Annotated in this window: 13 protein-coding genes; all 13 read right to left on the bottom strand. The window is 64.1% G+C overall.

The annotated features are described in order from the left end of the window. Positions 1–84: 84 nt before the first annotated feature. Positions 85–795: a 2-C-methyl-D-erythritol 4-phosphate cytidylyltransferase gene (ispD, locus tag AC0J42_RS06775; RefSeq protein WP_473005605.1), complete on the bottom strand. Its 711-nt coding sequence runs from the start codon at positions 793–795 to the stop codon at positions 85–87. Next, positions 792–1,070 (bottom strand): cell division protein FtsB, encoded by a 279-nt coding sequence (gene ftsB / locus AC0J42_RS06770; protein ID WP_008366399.1) that lies wholly within the window; start codon positions 1,068–1,070, stop codon positions 792–794. The genes ispD and ftsB overlap by 4 nt, the downstream gene beginning before the upstream one ends. A 98-nt stretch (positions 1,071–1,168) precedes the next feature. After that, positions 1,169–2,458 (bottom strand): phosphopyruvate hydratase, encoded by a 1,290-nt coding sequence (gene eno, locus AC0J42_RS06765; protein ID WP_416422858.1) that lies wholly within the window; start codon positions 2,456–2,458, stop codon positions 1,169–1,171. Between the two features lie 153 nt (positions 2,459–2,611). Beyond that, positions 2,612–3,457, bottom strand: a complete 846-nt coding sequence (gene kdsA, locus AC0J42_RS06760) for a 3-deoxy-8-phosphooctulonate synthase (RefSeq protein ID WP_416422857.1) — start codon at positions 3,455–3,457, stop codon at positions 2,612–2,614. Between the two features lie 18 nt (positions 3,458–3,475). Further along, positions 3,476–5,107 (bottom strand): CTP synthase, encoded by a 1,632-nt coding sequence (locus AC0J42_RS06755; protein WP_416422856.1) that lies wholly within the window; start codon positions 5,105–5,107, stop codon positions 3,476–3,478. 169 nt (positions 5,108–5,276) lie between these two features. Further along, positions 5,277–6,563: a tRNA lysidine(34) synthetase TilS gene (gene tilS, locus AC0J42_RS06750; protein WP_473005604.1), complete on the bottom strand. Its 1,287-nt coding sequence runs from the start codon at positions 6,561–6,563 to the stop codon at positions 5,277–5,279. A gap of 100 nt (positions 6,564–6,663) precedes the next feature. Then, complete coding sequence (locus tag AC0J42_RS06745; RefSeq protein WP_416422854.1) at positions 6,664–7,611, bottom strand: acetyl-CoA carboxylase carboxyltransferase subunit alpha; 948 nt, start codon at positions 7,609–7,611, stop codon at positions 6,664–6,666. Positions 7,612–7,739: 128 nt separating this feature from the next. Then, entirely contained in the window at positions 7,740–11,261 is a 3,522-nt protein-coding gene (gene dnaE / locus AC0J42_RS06740; protein ID WP_473005603.1) for a DNA polymerase III subunit alpha, read from the bottom strand. 70 nt (positions 11,262–11,331) lie between these two features. Further along, on the bottom strand, positions 11,332–11,961 hold the full coding sequence (gene rnhB / locus AC0J42_RS06735) for a ribonuclease HII (RefSeq protein ID WP_473006818.1): 630 nt from the start codon (positions 11,959–11,961) through the stop codon (positions 11,332–11,334). Between the two features lie 8 nt (positions 11,962–11,969). Beyond that, on the bottom strand, positions 11,970–13,103 hold the full coding sequence (gene lpxB / locus AC0J42_RS06730) for a lipid-A-disaccharide synthase (protein WP_416427547.1): 1,134 nt from the start codon (positions 13,101–13,103) through the stop codon (positions 11,970–11,972). 5 nt (positions 13,104–13,108) lie between these two features. Next, positions 13,109–13,885: an acyl-ACP--UDP-N-acetylglucosamine O-acyltransferase gene (lpxA, locus tag AC0J42_RS06725; RefSeq protein ID WP_416422852.1), complete on the bottom strand. Its 777-nt coding sequence runs from the start codon at positions 13,883–13,885 to the stop codon at positions 13,109–13,111. Then, the gene (gene fabZ, locus AC0J42_RS06720; protein WP_416422851.1) at positions 13,882–14,322 is read right to left on the bottom strand and encodes a 3-hydroxyacyl-ACP dehydratase FabZ; all 441 of its coding nucleotides are present in this window, start codon (positions 14,320–14,322) and stop codon (positions 13,882–13,884) included. The genes lpxA and fabZ overlap by 4 nt, the downstream gene beginning before the upstream one ends. Positions 14,323–14,434: 112 nt before the next feature. Further along, complete coding sequence (gene lpxD / locus AC0J42_RS06715) at positions 14,435–15,490, bottom strand: UDP-3-O-(3-hydroxymyristoyl)glucosamine N-acyltransferase (RefSeq protein WP_473005602.1); 1,056 nt, start codon at positions 15,488–15,490, stop codon at positions 14,435–14,437. Between the last annotated feature and the right edge of the window lies 1 nt (position 15,491).

Genomic DNA, 15,491 nt, shown 5'->3' with positions numbered 1-15,491 from the left:
GCCAGGCTGCGCTGGCCCTTATGTACGCCAAAGATCCTCAGCGAGGCATCAGGCCAGCGCAGCCTAGCGGCAGCGGCTACAGGACTAGTGCGGACGCTGCGCCCAACGCTGGCGCAACCACTCCAGATCTTCAGGCCGGGTCACCTTGAGGTTGTCCGAACGCCCTTCGATCAGCCGCGGCGCCTGCCCGGCCCACTCCATGGCAGAGGCTTCATCGGTAATCGCCACGTCCGCCACCAGGCTGTCCGCCAACGCCCGGTGCAAGGCACCCAGGCGGAACATCTGCGGCGTGTAGGCTTGCCAGATGGTGCTGCGGTCAACGGTTTCCGCCACGCGGCCATGGGCATCGGCGCGCTTGAGGGTGTCCTTGGCCGGCACGGCCAGCAGGCCGCCCACCGGGTCGTGGGCCAGCTCGCCCAGCAGCTTGTCGAGGTCGGTGCGCGCCAGGTTGGGCCGCGCGGCGTCGTGCACCAGCACCCAATCGTCATCGGCAGCGCCCTGGGCGTGCAGGTGCAGCAAGGCATTGAGCACCGAGTCGGCACGCTCGGCGCCGCCAGGGGCACGCTGGATACGCGGGTCACGGGCACTGGCCAGGTCAGGCCAATAGGGGTCGTCTTCAGCCAGGCTGACCACCAGGCCCTTGAGCCCGGGGTGGTCGAGGAAACAGGCCAGGCTGTGTTCGAGAATGGTTCGGCCGCCCAACTGCAGGTATTGCTTGGGCCGGTCGGCTGCCATGCGGGCACCAACGCCTGCGGCAGGAATCACTGCCCAGAAGGCAGGGGAAGAATAGGTCATTGCGCCAACTGATAAAGGGTTTCACCGTCCTTGACCATGCCCAGTTCATGGCGAGCCCGTTCTTCAACGGTCTCCATGCCCTTTTTCAGTTCCGCCACTTCCGCGTCGAGGACACGGTTACGCTCCAGCAGGCGCTCGTTTTCGGCGTGCTGGTCGGCGATCTGCTGCTCAAGGCTAGACACCTGGGCCAGGCTGCCGTTACCGACCCAGAGGCGGTACTGCAGGCCACCCAGCAGCAAGAGCAGGACAAGGAACAACCAATAGGGACTGCGCATCAAGGTATCCAGTGGAAATAAACGGCCGTACTGATGGCACGAAGCCTGGCTAGGCCAGGCTTTGTGCTGTACAGCGCTTGCTTTGTACCATCTAAAGCTTAGCCGCGAAACTCGGCACGGCCACGATAGACCGCCTTGGCGCCCAGTTGTTCTTCAATGCGCAGCAGTTGGTTGTACTTGGACACGCGGTCCGAGCGGCACAGCGAGCCAGTCTTGATCTGACCAGCGGCGGTACCCACGGCCAGGTCGGCGATGGTCGAGTCCTCGGTTTCGCCCGAACGGTGCGAAATGACCGCGGTGTAGCCGGCGGCCTTGGCCATCTGGATGGCTTCCAGGGTTTCGGTCAGGGTGCCGATCTGGTTGAACTTGATCAGGATGGAGTTGGCGATCTTCTTGTCGATGCCTTCCTTCAGGATCTTGGTGTTGGTCACGAACAGGTCGTCGCCTACCAGTTGCACTTTGTCGCCCAGCTTCTCGGTCAGCACTTTCCAGCCAGCCCAGTCGGACTCGTCCAGGCCGTCTTCGATCGAGATGATCGGGAAGCGCTCGGTCAGGCCTTTCAGGTAGTCGGCGAAACCGGCGGCGTCGAAGCTGTGGCCTTCGCCTGCCAGGTTGTACACGCCGTCTTCGTAGAATTCGCTGGCCGCGCAGTCCAGGGCCAGGGTCACGTCGGTGCCCAGTTTGTAACCGGCGTTGGCCACGGCTTCGGCGATGGCCGACAGCGCGTCTTCGTTGGAGGTCAGGTTCGGCGCGAAGCCGCCCTCGTCACCCACGGCAGTGTTCAGGCCACGGGCCTTCAGCACAGCCTTGAGGTGGTGGAAAATCTCGGTGCCCATGCGCAGGCCGTCGGAGAAGGTCTTGGCGCCAACCGGCTGCACCATGAACTCCTGGATGTCGACGTTGTTGTCGGCGTGTTCGCCGCCGTTGATGATGTTCATCATCGGTACTGGCATGGAGTAGACGCCAGGGGTGCCATTGAGGTTGGCGATGTGCGCGTACAGCGGGATGTCCTGGTCCTGGGCAGCGGCCTTGGCGGCAGCCAGGGACACGGCGAGGATGGCGTTGGCACCCAGCGACGCTTTGTTTTCAGTGCCGTCGAGTTCGATCATGGCGTGGTCCAGGGCTTTCTGGTCCGCAGGATCCTTGCCCAGCAGCAGCGAGCGGATCGGGCCATTGATGTTGGCCACGGCCTTCAGTACGCCCTTGCCCATGTAACGGCTCTTGTCGCCATCACGCAGCTCGAGTGCTTCACGCGAACCGGTGGAAGCACCGGACGGCGCGCAAGCGCTGCCGATGATGCCGTTATCGAGAAGCACGTCGGCTTCCACAGTGGGATTGCCACGGGAGTCGAGAACTTCACGACCTTTGATGTCGACGATTTTTGCCATTGTTATAAGCACTCCAAATTTGACCAAAACGACACTGCTGAGGGAAATCTGTTGTGGCCGAAGGCTCAATACGGCAGGCAGGCCTTCGGTCGACAAGGCTCTGGCCCGAGCGGGCCAGAGTGAATCGAGAGGTACTTTACCGGAAAAAAGTTGTTACGCGGTTTCTACCGTCGGAAAACTTTTAACCAGGTCGTCCAATTGCTTGAGCTGGGCCAGGAACGGTTCCAGCTTGTCGAGGCGCAGGGCGCAGGGGCCATCGCACTTGGCGTTGTCCGGGTCCGGGTGGGCTTCCAGGAACAGGCCAGCCAGGCCCTGGGACATGCCCGCCTTGGCCAGGTCGGTGACCTGGGCACGGCGGCCACCGGCGGAATCCGAACGCCCGCCCGGCATCTGCAGGGCGTGGGTGACGTCGAAGAACACCGGGTATTCGAACGACTTCATGATGCCGAAGCCGAGCATGTCCACCACCAGGTTGTTGTAGCCGAAGCTCGAACCACGCTCGCACAGGATCAACTGATCGTTGCCGGCTTCCTCGCACTTGGTCAGGATGTGTTTCATTTCCTGCGGCGCGAGGAATTGCGCCTTCTTGATGTTGATGACCGCGCCGGTCTTGGCCATGGCCACCACCAGGTCGGTCTGGCGCGACAGGAAGGCCGGCAGCTGGATGATGTCGCAGACCTCGGCGACCACGGCGGCCTGGGCCGGCTCGTGGACGTCGGTGATCAGCGGCACGCCGAAGGTCTTCTTCACTTCCTCGAAGATGCGCATGCCCTCTTCCAGGCCGGGACCCCGGTAGGAGGTCACGGAGGAACGGTTGGCCTTGTCGAAGCTGGCCTTGAACACGTACGGGATACCGAGTTTTTCGGTAACGCGCACGTATTCTTCGCAGACCTGCATCGCCATGTCGCGCGACTCGAGCACATTCATGCCGCCGAACAAGACGAAAGGCTTGTCGTTGGCGATCTCAATGTTGCCTACACGGATGATTTTCTGCGCCATGCTGTATCGCTTCCTTGATCAGGCTTTCTTCTGGTGTTGAGCCAGGGCCGCCTTGACGAAGCCACTGAACAGCGGGTGGCCGTCACGTGGGGTCGAGGTGAACTCGGGGTGGAACTGGCAAGCCACGAACCATGGGTGGTCCTTGGCTTCCACCACTTCAACCAGGGCGCCGTCGCCGGAACGACCGGACACCACCAGCCCAGCGTCGATCAGCTGTGGCAGCAGGTTGTTGTTGACCTCGTAGCGGTGACGGTGACGCTCCACGATCACTTCGTTGGCGTAGCAGTCGAACACCTTGGAGCCCTTGGCCAGCTGGCACTCCTGGGCGCCCAGGCGCATGGTGCCGCCCAGGTCCGAGGCTTCGGTACGGGTCTCGACCGCGCCGGTGGCGTCTTCCCACTCGGTGATCAGGCCCACGACCGGGTGGCCGCTGGTGCGGTCGAACTCGGTGGAGTTGGCGTCTTTCCAGCCCATGACGTTACGAGCGAACTCGATGACCGCCACTTGCATGCCCAGGCAGATACCCAGGTACGGAACCTTGTTCTCGCGAGCGTATTGCACCGCGGTGATCTTGCCTTCCACTCCGCGCAGACCGAAGCCGCCCGGTACCAGAATGGCGTCGGCGCCTTCCAGCAGGCCGGTGCCCTGGTTCTCGATGTCTTCGGAGTCGATGTAGCGCAGGTTGACCTTGGTACGGTTGCTGATGCCCGCGTGGCTCATCGCTTCGATCAGCGACTTGTACGCGTCCAGCAGCTCCATGTACTTGCCGACCATGGCGATGGTGACTTCGTGCTCGGGGTTCAGCTTGGCATCGACGACCTTGTCCCACTCGGACAGGTCGGCGCCACCGCACTGCAGGCCGAAGCGCTCGACGACGAAATCGTCCAGGCCCTGGGAGTGCAGGATGCCCGGGATCTTGTAGATGGTGTCGGCGTCTTCCAGCGAGATCACCGCACGTTCTTCAACGTTGGTGAACTGGGCGATCTTGCGGCGCGAGGACACGTCGATCGGGTGGTCGGAACGGCACACCAGCACGTCAGGCTGCAGGCCGATGGAGCGCAGCTCCTTCACCGAGTGCTGGGTAGGCTTGGTCTTGGTCTCGCCAGCGGTGGCGATGTACGGAACCAGCGTCAGGTGCATCAGCATCGCGCGCTTGTTGCCCACTTCGAAGCGCAGCTGGCGGATGGCCTCCAGGAACGGTTGCGACTCGATGTCACCCACGGTGCCACCGATCTCGACCATGGCCACGTCGGCATCGCCGGCGCCCTTGATGATGCGGCGCTTGATTTCGTCGGTGATGTGCGGGATCACCTGGATGGTGGCGCCCAGGTAGTCACCACGGCGCTCCTTGCGCAGCACGTGCTCGTACACGCGGCCGGTGGTGAAGTTGTTGTTCTGGGTCATGGTCGTGCGGATGAACCGCTCGTAGTGGCCCAGGTCGAGGTCGGTCTCGGCACCGTCGTGGGTCACGAAGACTTCACCGTGCTGGAACGGGCTCATGGTGCCCGGGTCGACGTTGATGTACGGGTCCAGCTTCAGCATGGTGACCTTAAGTCCCCGCGCCTCCAGGATGGCCGCCAAAGATGCCGAAGCAATGCCTTTCCCCAATGAAGAAACAACACCGCCCGTGACGAAGATGTAGCGCGTCATGAAAAACCCTAGAAGTCTGCGTTAAAGCGGTCAGAGCCGCCGGGGAAAGCGAAGGAAGGCCGAAGCCCCCGATGGCCAAAAACAGTTTGGCAATCGGCAACTGCCGTGTTTGCTGAGCAAGCACAGAAGTTGTATCAAGAAGGGAGCGTAGTCTACCGGAAACAGCCTTTCATCTCAAACGTTGTGCGTTCGTCGGTGGCAGCCAGTGCAAAACCGCGCCCTGCCCCGGGCCCAACGGCAGGTTGGCGACAGCCTGCAATTGGCCGTCGACGAACAGCAGCGGCAAGCGCCCGCGCACGAACGGCGGCAGGCCCGATTCGTTGAGCAGGCGCTTCAGGTCGCGGTGGCCGCGCCCCTCTATCTGGAGCATTTCGCCGCCCTGGCGGTAGCGAACCTGCACCCTGCCCTGCGGCGCCAGGCCGCACATCCGTACCTGGCCATTGTCGGGCAACGGCAAGGGCGCGACGGGGTCTGCCCACTCGGCCACGCCTTGGGGCGCCTGCAACCAGTCGTCGGCCAGCCACCACAAGCGACCGGCCGCGCGCTGCAGGTTGCCATCGGCCAGTGCCCACACCGGGGTGGCGGACGGCGCGGCGTCACGCAGGTCCTGCCAGCCTGCCCAATGTTGCGCGTCGGGCAGGCGCGTCAGCGGCGTCAACCAATGCTGCAGGGCGTTGCGCTGGCGGGCGTCGGACAATGCCTGCAACGCGCCCAGATCCAGCGACGGCAACGTCAGCCAGGGGAACGGCGATGGCGTGCTGGCCACCCGCAGGTCCTGCGCCGCCAACTCGGCCAGCAAGCCCTGGGCTTCGGCCAGATGGCTGGCGGTGCGGGCGAAGGTCTGGGCGAACTGCGGCCAGCGCCGGGCGATCACCGGCAGCACGTCGTTGCGCAGGTAGTTGCGCGAGAAACGCGTGTCAGTGTTCGAGGGGTCTTCCACCCAGGCCAGCCGATGGCTGTTGGCATACTGCTCAAGCTGGGCACGGGAAACGTCGAGCAGCGGGCGCAGCAGCCACCCCTGCCCCAGCGCACGCTCGGCCGCCATGCCGGCCAGGCCGCGTACGCCAGTGCCGCGCAGCAGGCGGAACAGCAGGGTCTCGGCCTGGTCATCACGGTGCTGGCCCGTCAGCAGCACCTCACCCAGCCCCACTGCCTGCTCGAACGCCCGGTAGCGCGCCTCGCGGGCGGCCGCCTCCAGGCTGGCGCCAGGCGTCACCTGCACGTGCACCACGGTCAAGGGCACGCCCAGGCTGTCGCACAGTTGCTGGCAATGCTGCGGCCACGCGTCGGCCGCGGCCTGAAGGCCGTGATGGACGTGAATGGCGTGCAAGGGAGGCAGGGTTTCGGTGCGGGCCAGGGTGGCCAGCTGGTGCAGCAGGACGGTGGAGTCAAGGCCGCCGGAGAGGGCGATGTGCCAGCGTGGGGCGGTGCGCCATGAAGTCAGCAGCGGAAACATGGCAGGCTCCTTTTTGGGGTGCTCCTGACGCGGCCTGCGGCCGCTGCTACGGGTGTAGCAGCGGCCGCAGGCCGCGTCCGGAGCGCCGCGAAGCCGTGGCTTACAGGCCGTAGCTCATCAGGCGGTCATAGCGGCGCTTGAGCAGCGCGTCCATGTCCAGGCCCTTGAGCATGGCCAGCTGCGAGCTCAGCTCCTTGCGGATCAGTGCCGAAGCAGCAGCCGGGTCGCGGTGGGCGCCGCCCAGCGGCTCCTGGATCACCTTGTCGACGATACCCAGGCCTTTCAGGCGCTCGGCCGTGATACCCATGGCCTCGGCGGCGTCCGGGGCCTTCTCGGCGGTCTTCCACAGAATGGAAGCGCAGCCTTCAGGCGAGATCACCGCGTAGGTGGAGTATTGCAGCATGTTCAGCTGGTCGCACACGCCAATGGCCAGTGCACCGCCCGAACCACCTTCGCCGATCACGGTGGCGATGATCGGGGTTTTCAGGCGCGCCATGACACGCAGGTTCCAGGCGATGGCTTCGCTCTGGTTACGCTCTTCGGCGTCGATGCCCGGGTAGGCGCCCGGGGTGTCGATGAAGGTCAGGATCGGCATCTTGAAGCGCTCGGCCATTTCCATCAGGCGGCAGGCCTTGCGGTAGCCTTCAGGGCGCGGCATGCCGAAGTTGCGGCGCACCTTCTCGCGCACTTCACGGCCTTTCTGGTGACCGATGACCATCACTGGCTGGTCGTCCAGGCGGGCGATACCACCGACGATGGCGGCGTCGTCGGAGAAGTGACGGTCGCCGTGCAGCTCATCGAACTCGGTGAAGATGTGCTGGATGTAGTCCAGGGTGTACGGACGGCGCGGGTGGCGCGCCATGCGTGCGATCTGCCAGCTGGTCAGGTTGCCGAAAATGCTTTCGGTCAGGGTGCTGCTCTTGTCTTGCAGGCGCGAGATCTCATCGCTGATGTTCAGCGAATTGTCATTGCCGACCAGGCGCAGCTCTTCAATCTTGGCTTGCAGGTCAGCGATCGGCTGTTCGAAATCAAGAAAATTCGGGTTCATAGGCATCCGTCTTGGGTCGACGGCCAAGCGGCCGGCCGGTTGATCCGTTAAGCGCCCTACCATACGGGAAAGGGCGCATTGAGGTCGAGTTTAACGATCTGGGTCGAGTCTAGTCACCTTTGACAGGCTCAACGATATTGCAGGAAGACGTTCTCACGCCCGAACTGGTCACGCAGCGCTTGAATCAAACCATCACCGGGATCAATTCGGTAGTCCTCGCCGAACTGCAACAGCGCCTTGGCGTCGGGGCCGGTGTACTCCATGGTGATCGGGCAGGCGCCGCGGTGGCGCTTGCACAGCTCGCCCAGCCAGCCCAGGCGGTCGCCCTTCAGGGCGTCGGCGTGCACCTTCAGGCGCAGGCTCTCGGCCAGGTTGGTGCGCGCGTCTTCCATGGTCATCACGCGGTTGACCCGCAGGCGCAGGCCGCCGGAGAAGTCATCGTTGCTGACCTCGCCTTCCACCACCACCATGGCGTCGGTCTGCAGCAGCGACTGCGCTGCCATGAAGGCGTCGGCGAACAGCGAGGCCTCGATACGCGCCGAGCGGTCGTCGAGGGTGATGAAGCCCATCTTGTCGCCCTTCTTGTTCTTCATCACCCGCAGGTTGATGACCATGCCCGCCACTGTCTGGGTGCCACGGGCCGGCTTCAGGTCGATGATGCGCTGGCGGGCGAAACGGCGGATCTCGCCTTCGTATTCGTCGATCGGGTGACCGGTGAGGTACAGCCCCAGGGTTTCCTTCTCGCCGCGAAGGCGCTCCTTGAGGGTCAGCTCCTTGGCCTTGCGGTGGCTGGCGTAGACGTCGGCGTCTTCCTCCACGAACAGGCCGCCGAACAGGTCGCTGTGGCCGCTGTCATGGGTGCGCGCGGTCTGCTCGGCCGCCTTGATCGCCTCTTCCATGGCTGCCAGCAGCACCGCGCGGTTGCGGTCGATGTTGGCCAGGTACGCCTTGCTCTCGTCGTGGAAGAACGGGCCCAGGCGGTCCAGCGCGCCACTGCGGATCAGGCCATCGAGGGTGCGCTTGTTCACGCGCTTGAGGTCGATGCGCTCGCAGAAGTCGAACAGGTCCTTGAACGGGCCGGCCTGGCGGGCCTCGGTGATGGCCTCCACCGGCCCCTCGCCGACGCCCTTGATGGCACCCAGGCCATAGATGATGCGGCCTTCGTCGTTCACCGTGAACTTGAACTCCGAGGCGTTCACGTCCGGCGCATCGAGGCGCAGTTTCATGGTGCGCACTTCCTCGATCAAGGTCACGACCTTGTCGGTGTTGTGCATGTCCGCCGACAGTACCGCGGCCATGAACGGCGCCGGGTAGTGGGCTTTCAGCCAGGCGGTCTGGTACGACACCAGGCCGTAGGCGGCGGAGTGGGATTTGTTGAAGCCGTAGCCGGCGAACTTTTCCACCAGGTCGAAGATGTTGCCCGCCAGGTCCGCATCGATGTTGTTGTTGGCACAACCTTCGATGAAGCCACCGCGCTGCTTGGCCATTTCCTCGGGCTTTTTCTTACCCATGGCCCGGCGCAGCATGTCCGCGCCACCCAGGGTGTAGCCCGCCATCACCTGGGCGATCTGCATCACCTGTTCCTGGTACAGGATGATGCCGTAGGTCGGTGCCAATACCGGCTTGAGGCCTTCGTACTGGTAGTCGGGGTGCGGATAGGCCAGCTCGGCGCGGCCGTGCTTGCGGTTGATGAAGTCGTCCACCATGCCCGATTGCAGCGGGCCCGGACGGAACAGGGCCACCAGTGCGATCAAGTCTTCCAGGCAGTCGGGCTTGAGTTTCTTGATCAGCTCCTTCATGCCGCGCGATTCAAGCTGGAACACCGCGGTGGTCTCGGCTTTCTGCAGCAGGCTGTAGGTGGGCTTGTCGTCCAGCGGGATGAAGGCGATGTCCAGCGGCTCTTCGCCGACCTTGGCGCGGTCGCGGTTGATGGTCTTCAGGGCCCAGTCGATGATCGTCAGGGTACGCAGGCCGAGGAAGTCGAACTTCACCAGGCCAGCCGCCTCCACGTCGTCCTTGTCGAACTGGGTCACCAGGCCGTCGCCGGCCTCGTCGCAGTAAATGGGCGAGAAGTCAGTGAGCTTGGTCGGGGCGATAACCACGCCACCGGCGTGCTTGCCGACGTTACGGGTAATACCCTCGAGCTTGCGCGCCATCTCCCAGATTTCGCCGGCTTCCTCATCGGTCTTGAGGAAGTCGCGCAGGATCTCTTCCTGCTCGTAGGCTTTCTCCAGGGTCATGCCCACTTCGAAGGGGATCATCTTCGACAGGCGGTCGGCCAGGCCATAGGACTTGCCCTGCACCCGCGCCACGTCACGGACCACCGCCTTGGCAGCCATGGAACCGAAGGTAATGATCTGGCTCACGGCGTTGCGGCCGTATTTCTCGGCCACGTAGTCGATCACCCGGTCGCGGCCGTCCATGCAGAAGTCGACGTCGAAGTCGGGCATGGAGACCCGTTCCGGGTTAAGGAAACGTTCGAACAGCAGGTCATATTCCAGCGGGTCGAGGTCGGTGATCTTCTGCACGTAGGCCACCAGGGAGCCGGCGCCCGAACCCCGGCCAGGGCCTACCGGCACGCCGTTGCTCTTGGCCCACTGGATGAAGTCCATCACGATCAGGAAGTAACCGGGGAAGCCCATCTGGATGATGATATCCAGCTCGAAGTTCAGCCGGTCCACGTAGACCTGGCGCTTGGCCTCGTAGTCCTCGGTGGTGTCGCGCGGCAGCAGCACCGCCAGGCGCTCTTCCAGACCGTCGAACGACACCTTGCGGAAGTATTCGTCGATGGTCATGCCATCGGGAATCGGGTAGTCGGGCAGGAAGTGCTTGCCCAACTTGACGTCGATGTTGCAACGCTTGGCGATCTCGACGGTGTTTTCCAGCGCCTCGGGCAGGTCGCTGAACAGCGCGTGCATTTCCTCGGCGCTTTTCAGGTACTGCTGGTCGCTGTAGTTCTTGTTGCGGCGTGGGTCATCCAGGGCCCGGCCTTCGCCGATGCACACACGGGTCTCGTGGGCCTCGAAGTCTTCCTGGCGGATGAAGCGCACGTCGTTGGTGGCCACCAGCGGCGCGCCGAACTTGTCGGCCAGGGCCACGGCGGCGTGCAGGTACTCTTCGTCGTTGGTGCGGTTGGTGCGCTGCACTTCCACGTAGAAGCGGTCGGGGAACACCGCCATCCACTCCTGCAGCAGCGCCTCGGCGTCCAGCGGGTTGCCCCCCAGCAGCGCCATGCCGATCTCACCTTCCTTGGCCGCGGACAGGCAGATCACGCCCTCGCTGGCCTCGGCCACCCACTCGCGCTCGATGATCACCTGGCCGTTGCGTTGGCCGTCGATGAAACCGCGGGAGATCAGTTCGGTGATGTTGCGGTAGCCCAGGGCGTTCATCGCCAGCAGGCTGATGCGGCTCAGCGGGCCGTCGGGATCCTTGTTGGCCAACCACAGGTCGGCGCCGCAGATCGGCTTGATGCCGCCGCCCATGGCCGTCTTGTAGAACTTGACCAGCGAACACATGTTGTTCTGGTCGGTCACCGCCACTGCGGGCATGTTCATGCCGGCCAGGGCCTTGACCAGTGGCTTGATGCGCACCAGGCCGTCGACCAGGGAATATTCGGTGTGCAGGCGAAGATGAACGAAAGAAACCGACATGGTGATCCTATAGGTGCACAAAACAACAAAGCCCGGATTGTACCGGGCCTTGATCAAAACATCAGCCAGCTCAGCTCAGCGACATGTCCGGGTCCAGCAGCGCCCGCGCTTCATACGCCTGGCGCACCGGCGCGAACGAACGACGGTGGATAGGCGTAGGCCCCAGGCGGGCCAGCGCTTCCAGGTGCACGGGCGTGGGGTAGCCCTTGTGCCCGCCGATGCCGTAGCCGGGGTAGATCAGCTCGAACGCGGCCATTTCCCGGTCACGGCTGACCTTGGCCAGGATGGAGGCGGCGGCAATCGCCGGCACCTTGGCGTCGCCCTGCACCACCGGGGCGCTGGGCACTGCCAGTTTCGGGCAGCGGTTGCCGTCGATCAGCGCGAGCTTGGGGGTGATGTGCAGGCCTTCCACCGCGCGCTGCATGGCCAGCATGGTGGCGTGGAGGATGTTCAGCTCGTCGATTTCCTCGACCTCGGCGCGGGCGATGTGCCAGCTCAGGGCCTTTTCGCAGATCTCGTCGAACAGCTTCTCGCGCTTGGCCTCGGTCAGCTTCTTGGAGTCGTTGAGCCCCAGGATCGGCCGGTTCGGGTCGAGGATCACCGCCGCGGTGACCACGGCGCCGCACAGCGGGCCACGGCCCACTTCGTCGACGCCAGCCACCAGATCTTCGACCAGGGTGTAGTCCAGGCCCATTTGCATTTGTGAGGTCATTGTTTCGCCAGCAGTGCCAGCACGCCTTCCGCGGCCTGGTTGGAGGCATCGCGGCGCAGGGTGCGGTGAATGTCGTCGAAGCCTTGGGTCTGCGCCTGGCCGTTGTCCAGCAAGGGTAGCAGCGTTTGCACCAGGGCTTCGGGGGTGGCGGCGTCCTGCAGCAACTCGGGCACCAGCATGCGCTGGGCCAGCAGGTTGGGCAGCGACACGTACGGGCTTTTCACCATACGCTTGAGAATCCAGTAGCTGAGCCCCGCCAGGCGGTACGCCACTACCATCGGGCGCTTGTACAGCAACGCCTCCAGGGTAGCGGTGCCAGAGGCGATCAGCACCGCGTCGCAGGCCGCCAGGGCGCGATGGGACTGGCCGTCGAGCAGGGTCAGCGGCAGGTCGCGGCCCACCAGCATGGCCTCGATCTGTGCCCGGCGCGCGGCGTTGGCGCACGGCAGCACGAAGCGCAGGCCTGGGCGCTGGGCCAGCAGGCGCTGGGCGGCGTCGAGGAACAGCTCGCCCAGGCGCCCTACTTCGCCGCCACGGCTGCCCGGCATCAGCGCCACCACTTGGCCGTCCAGGGGCAGGCCGATCTCGGCGCGCGCCTGGGCACGGTCGGCCTGCAGCGGGATGGTGTCGGCCAGCGAGTGGCCGACGAACCGCACCGGCACGCCCTTCTCTTCGTAGAATTTCGCTTCGAAGGGGAACAGGGTCAGCATCAGGTCGCAGCCTTCGCGGATCTTCAGCACGCGCTTCTGCCGCCATGCCCACACGGATGGGCTGACGTAGTGCACGGTCTTGATCCCGGCCTGACGCAACTTGAGTTCGATGTTGAGGGTGAAATCGGGCGCATCGATGCCGATGAACACGTCGGGCTTGCGCTCGATCAAGGTCTGGATCAGCAGCTTGCGCCGGGCCAGCAGCTCGCGCAGGCGCCCCAGCACCTCCACCAGGCCCATCACGGCCAACCGCTCCATGGGGAACTCGGACACCAGGCCCTGGGCTTCCATGAGCGGGCCGCCCACGCCCATGAATTCGATGTCCGGGTGGCGCGCCTTGAGGGCCTGCATCAGCCCGGCGCCGAGAATATCGCCACTGGCCTCGCCCGCCACCAGGGCGACGCGCAGCTTGCCTGGCAACGGCATCAGCGGGTGATGCCGCGGGTCGAGTTCTGGATGGAGCGCAGGAACACGTCCACCTCAGGGTACTGGGCAGCCGGCTCGGCCAGCTCGGCGATCGCCTGGTCGACGGTCAGGCCCTGGCGGTAGACCACCTTGTAGGCGCGACGCAGGGCATGGATGGCGTCATCGCTGAAGCCACGACGGCGCATGCCTTCGAAGTTCATGCTGCGCGCCTCGGCCGGGTTGCCGAACACCGTGACGTAGGCAGGCACGTCCTTGCCAATGGCGGTGCCCATGCCGGAGAAGCTGTGGGCGCCGATGTGGCAGTACTGGTGCACCAGGGTGAAACCGGACAGGATCGCCCAGTCGTCCATGTGCACATGGCCCGCCAACGCAGTGTTGTTGACCAGGATGCAGTGGTTGCCGATCACGCAGTCGTGGCCGATGTGGGCGTAGGCCATGACCAGGTTGTGGTCACCCAGGGTGGTTTCCGCGCGGTCCTGGACGGTGCCACGGTGGATGGTCACGCCTTCGCGGATCACGTTGTGGTCACCGATGACCAGGCGCGTGTCTTCGCCCTTGTACTTGAGGTCAGGGGTGTCTTCGCCTACCGAGGAAAACTGGTAGATGCGGTTGTGCTTACCGATTTTGGTCGGCCCCTTGAGAATCACGTGGGGGCCGATGACGGTCCCCTCGCCGATTTCAACGCCAGCGCCGATGATCGACCAAGGGCCGACCTCGACGCCGTCCGCCAGAATGGCAGACGGGTCGATGATGGCGCGAGGGTCAATCAAACTCATAGCTTGCGTTCCGCACAAATGATTTCGGCCGAGCACACCGGCTTGCCGTCAACGGAGGCCTGGCACTCGAATTTCCAGATCTGGCGCTTGCAGCTGATGAACTTGGCTTCCAGGATCAACTGGTCGCCCGGCAGCACCGGCTGGCGGAAACGCAGTTTGTCGGAACCCACGAAGTAGTACAGGGTACCGTCGGCCGGTTTCACGTCCAGCATCTTGAAACCAAGAATACCAGCTGCCTGGGCCATTGCCTCGATGATCAGCACGCCCGGCATGATCGGGTGCTGCGGGAAGTGGCCGTTGAAGAATGGCTCGTTGATGCTGACATTCTTGTAGGCGCGAATGCGCTGTGCCTCGACGTCCAGCTCCACTACACGGTCCACCAGCAGGAACGGGTAACGGTGAGGCAGGTATTCGCGAATCTCGTTGATGTCCATCATTTCGGGGGGAAGCCTGTATAAAAGATAGGGAGCGCGCGACTGACGCGCAGCACTCCTATTGCAAATCAAGGAGGCAGTTTAGCGGCTGTGCACACTTGATATGGAATTGGTATCAGCCATCAGATGATGCTTTGTCGTCCGGGGTCACGGCTTCGACACGCTTTTCTACCTGTTTGAGACGACGGAACATGTCATCTATCTGGCGCAGGCGTGCCGCGCTCTTGCGCCACTCGCCCGCTGGCTGCATCGCCGTGCCCGAGGAATAGGCCCCTGGCTCGGTGATGGAATGGGTGACCATGGTCATGCCGGTGATGAAGACACCGTCACAGATATCGATATGGCCCACCAGGCCCACGCCGCCGGCCAGCATGCAATTCTTGCCGATCTTGGTGCTGCCGGAGATGCCGACGCACGCCGCCATGGCGGTGTTGTCGCCGATCTGCACGTTGTGGGCGATCTGAATCTGGTTGTCGAGCTTGACGCCGTTGCCAATCACCGTGTCAGCCAGCGCGCCGCGGTCTACCGCAGTGTTCACGCCAATTTCCACGTCGTCGCCGATGCTGACGCCGCCCACCTGGGCAATCTTGTTCCACACGCCCTTTTCGTTGGCGAAGCCGAAGCCTTCGCCGCCCAGCACCGCGCCGGACTGGATGACCACGCGCTTGCCGATGCGCACGTCGTGGTACAGGGTGACGCGTGGGGCCAGCCAGCCGCCTTCGTCGATCACGCAACGCGCGCCGATGAAGCAGTGGGCGCCCACGGTGGTGCCGGCGCCAATCTGCGCGCCGCTTTCAATCACCGCGAACGCGCCGATGCTGGCAGTGGGGTCCACCACCGCGTCGGCCGCCACCACGGCGCTGGCATGAATGCCGGCCGCTGCCTTGGGCTTGGGGTCGAACAGGTGGGAAACACGGGCGTAGGCCAGATACGGGTCGGCCACCACCAGCGCAGCGCCGGCGTAGCCTTCGGCGTCCGCCGCCTTGAGCAGCACGGCCGCAGCGGTGCAGTCAGGCAGGAACTTGCGGTACTGGGGGTTTGCCAGGAAGCTCAACTGACCAGGGCCGGCCTCTTGCAAAGTGGCCAGCCCGGTAATTTCGGTATCCTCGCTGCCCCGCAGGGTCGCACCGAGGAACTCGGCCAATTGGCCGAGCTTCAGGGTCACAGTCATA

The organism is Pseudomonas sp. Tav-5-1A (assembly GCF_055755055.1).
Note: the sequence above shows the minus strand (reverse complement) of the source record. Positions and strands in the feature narration are given on the sequence as shown.